The sequence below is a fragment of the Variovorax sp. LG9.2 genome (genome assembly GCF_035018885.1).
Taxonomy (GTDB): domain Bacteria; phylum Pseudomonadota; class Gammaproteobacteria; order Burkholderiales; family Burkholderiaceae_C; genus Variovorax.
Genome location: NZ_JASJXB010000071.1, coordinates 1 through 3,326, shown reverse-complemented (window position 1 = coordinate 3,326; position 3,326 = coordinate 1). Strand labels below are relative to the sequence as shown.

4 protein-coding genes are annotated in these 3,326 nt (G+C 57.1%); 3 read left to right on the top strand and 1 reads right to left on the bottom strand.

What is annotated here, in order from left to right; genetic code table 11:
• Positions 1-97: 97 nt before the first annotated feature.
• From QN413_RS26815 to QN413_RS26805, 3 genes are all read left to right on the top strand, one after another.
• On the top strand, positions 98-970 hold the full coding sequence (locus QN413_RS26815) for a hypothetical protein (protein ID WP_323499609.1): 873 nt from the start codon (positions 98-100) through the stop codon (positions 968-970).
• A 307-nt stretch (positions 971-1,277) separates the two neighbouring features.
• Positions 1,278-1,538 carry a hypothetical protein gene (locus QN413_RS26810; protein ID WP_323499608.1) on the top strand — a complete coding sequence of 87 codons (261 nt, stop codon included), beginning with the start codon at positions 1,278-1,280 and terminating at the stop codon, positions 1,536-1,538.
• A gap of 87 nt (positions 1,539-1,625) precedes the next feature.
• Entirely contained in the window at positions 1,626-2,246 is a 621-nt protein-coding gene (locus QN413_RS26805) for a hypothetical protein (RefSeq protein WP_323499607.1), read from the top strand.
• 111 nt (positions 2,247-2,357) lie between these two features.
• Here the strand turns inward: QN413_RS26805 and QN413_RS26800 are convergent, their stop codons facing one another.
• A complete protein-coding gene (locus tag QN413_RS26800) occupies positions 2,358-3,047 on the bottom strand; it encodes a DUF6988 family protein (RefSeq protein ID WP_323499606.1) in 690 nt (229 codons plus the stop codon).
• Between the last annotated feature and the right edge of the window lie 279 nt (positions 3,048-3,326).

The following is a 3,326-nucleotide window of genomic DNA, read 5'->3' as shown; positions in this document are numbered from 1 at the left end:
GGTGAGAACTTGTTCGACTTGTTCATGGCTCAATCCTCTCAGAGTGTTGAGCCTCCTCAAAAACCGGGGCGATTCAGTTTGCCCGAGAAATGTGCTCATGCTGCTAAGAGAATTCAATCCGATAAAGATCCTTGCGAAAGTCTCAGTTGGCCAAGCGGAGAAATGGCAGCGTCTCGACCTTTTGCTGCGGCGTCAAACAGCGCAACAGTTGCGAGCGAGAAATGCGCACTGGCACGAACAGCCCACCGGGCTGGATAAGGCTATCGCGGTGTTGTGGGTTATTAACGAAGAATTCACTCGGCGAGGAATCGCTCCGGGCTGGCGGCAAGCACCTCAATTCGTGAAAGCGTTGCCACCACCTCCCCGCGCACCGCACAGCGATGGCACCCCTGGCCCGCTAGGGGAAACGTTGCGACGAAAGCTATTGCTCCGGTGGATCGACTTGGCTTGGCTTCGCCACGAGCTTGGCCCTGCCCATCAGACTAAGAAGGTGGCATGGCGTGGCGTTTTTTTGGCGAATGACGATCAAGCCTGGGCGGCCTTCGCGCGAGTCAACGCAGTCCAGTCAGCCGGAGGGGGTAAGGTCAGCACTCAGACTCCTTGGCAGACCTTAGCCTGGTTAAACGTTAGCAAGTTCGATAAATTGGCATTGGAAGGGCTCATTGACCGGGACGCAGGGGCGCTGAGGCAGAGCGCCCGGAATCGAGTCGAGGCGAAATATGAGCCGGCTGTCGAAGGACTAAAGGATCGAAAATTTCCGCTAACTCAGGAGCAGGTGGCTCAGCGCTTGATTTATTGCGAGGCGCTTGATCTTGCGCGCGGTAGCCCGACCGACGCGGCGCGCGCAGTGAGATGGATGACCGGAGAAACGATCACTCGTCAGAGCATGCATCAGATGAAGCTCAAGCTCACCGAGCAATGCGGCTTCAGGACACTAGCTTGGCGTGCACAGCCTAAAAGTCAGCACTGACTGGTTGCATTCCTCACCCCTCTTTCAGAGGGGTGGGGTTTCTCCGAGGAACGATGCAGCGCAAACCCGCATGTCTATTGGCTTGGCAGCGTATTGCATGCCTGACGACAGTACCTGACGGAAGGTGGGAGATCCAGTGAGGCAATCTGCCAAAAAACAATGCCTGAGAAGAACGGTTAGCAATGTCGGCGTCATGCATGCGGCAGTGATTTTTTGGCCGTCTTGTTGATCTTCATGTCTAACCTTGCGTGCCGGCAGCAGCGGAGCTTTGCGGTCGTCGTCGGCTGTCTAGATAACAAGGAACCTTATGGCGAAACCAAACGAGCCGTGCCGCTTTGTTGTCGTCGAGAGCTTCAAGCCGCCGGCTGCGTCGGGGCTTCACGGTGACGTCCATATTCGACCCGTGGCTGGTCATCAGCTGCCAACGACGCTGTTCGTCGAATGTTCAAAGAAGTTCTCAAAAGCCTACCCTGTCGGCACCAAAATCCGTATTCGCGCCAAGCCAACTGATCGGGAAGGCGGCGTGGAATACCTTTGCAGCTTCCACGGTGGGCGGTCGAGGTCTTGAAGTAGCCGGTCGTGATGCTGCAACCGGAGCGTCAGAGAAGCTGGCGAGAGAACACGGTGGCGATGTCAACAAGCAAGCTCGGTATCCATGCCCACCCAAAGTTTTTTTGAGACCGACTTCAGCGCCGACCTAAAAATGGCCGAGGCGTACAACACGCGGCGATCCCCGGTCGCACCGACTCGTCTGCGCACTGAGATTCAGCCGATGCCGTACGAGGGCCGTATCGGTGCGCCACTGACTTGGCTGCTGGCCAATCCCGGCTTCGATTCCTCGCCCGGCTATGCCTTTAACAACCCGCCGCCATCCACGGAGGGATGGGCTCTGCAGAGCTTGGCGCCAGACTACCGGTCGGGTTACGGAAAGTGGACTTGGGACCGTCTACGCGAACTCCGTCATGAACTTGGCGACCAGCATGTCAGCAACCACGTGCTCGCGGTGCAAATGTGCCCTTGGGCGTCTGAGTCGTTCGACGCCAAGTTGCGGCTGCCGTCACGGGGCCTAGCTCGCAAACTAGTGCTACACCAACTGGAAATCGGCTCGAAGTTTGTCCTGGTGCGGAGTGAAGCTGCTTGGCGCGAGTTGGTTCCGGAACTTGCAAATGTGACCGTCGCTCGGACGGCGCATCCGCTTACCGCGCATCTTTCGAGAGGCAACTTGGGGACGCATTGGGACTCGGTTCTTACGGCTGCGTCTGGGCATATCAGCTGACGGCTGAACTTCCAAATCCCAGTACCTAGCTTTCTCAATTTCTGCCCCCGGGCCGTCAGCCCGATCAGGTTTCTTACTACACGCTGTTGCGTCTGAGCTTGGGGGACAGGTTCATTTCTGCAACACGATCGTCATTTCAGGAAGGACGTCCCGGAACTCAATAAGCATTGCGTTAAGGCGCGCCATTCGCATCCCGCCGTCGTCCACTAAGACCGCGAACAGAGCTGACGTCATGGTCGAGATCGCGTTCGAGGTTTCAATGACCTGCAACATCAAATGCAAAGGAAAGCCGTCGCTTTGGTGCTTCAGCGGCTGGAAGCCGCCATGGATGAACGAATTGAGACCGTGGCGCAGAACGTCGTCGACCCGGCTCAGCTCGTCCAACAGTGCGTGCGGTACCGAGCAGTCTTCCTTGCGCAGTGCCTTGAACATCTTGCTATAGCTAGCGAGTTGGCGTGCTTGGACGTCGGCCTCGATAGTGATTTCACGTTCCAGCGCCTCAATCTCCTGCTCTGTCGCGGCATAGATCGCCCAAGCGCCTCGAAGCATGGACTCGAACTGCATGCGAAGGATTGCCGTCGCGGTGTTCGGATTGCCTCGCGCCACTAGGGTCAGCACAGAATCGCCGTGCTCCATCGATAGGCCGGCCGAGGCAAGTCCAACATTAGTACCCATCAGATTTAGCAGTACCACGTCGTCGCAGGCCAGCGCCAATATCTCTGACATCGCCTCATGCAACTGCCCGGACCGTTCGAGAGCCCGTTCAACGAGCTGATCAGATTGAACAGGAAAAGAGAGCATTTTGGTCGAGGGACGGAAGGTTGAGACTGTGGCACAGCTTTTCGCTGCAAGCATCTGCTCGCAAACCGCGGACCTTGGTGCCAATCACCTACAGCTTGACCATCATCGATCGAGTTCCTACCAGCTATGCAACGCACCTTGAAAAGTAGAGACTCCAGAGCCCGTGAGGAAGTTCACTGCAGCCCTCGGCTTGGACCCTAAGCTGTCGGCGCCGATCTCAACTTGACCCACCCTGCCGATCTCAACTTAACCCGGGAATGGGTGCCGGCGTTGTAGCTG

Excerpts from the sequence above, each read along its gene's own strand:
- QN413_RS26815 (WP_323499609.1), top strand. The coding sequence starts at position 98 with ATGCTGCTAAGAGAATTCAATCCGATAAAGATCCTTGCGAAAGTCTCA.
- QN413_RS26810 (WP_323499608.1), top strand. The coding sequence starts at position 1,278 with ATGGCGAAACCAAACGAGCCGTGCCGCTTTGTTGTCGTCGAGAGCTTC.
- QN413_RS26805 (WP_323499607.1), top strand. The coding sequence starts at position 1,626 with ATGCCCACCCAAAGTTTTTTTGAGACCGACTTCAGCGCCGACCTAAAA.
- QN413_RS26800 (WP_323499606.1), bottom strand. The coding sequence starts at position 3,047 with ATGCTCTCTTTTCCTGTTCAATCTGATCAGCTCGTTGAACGGGCTCTC.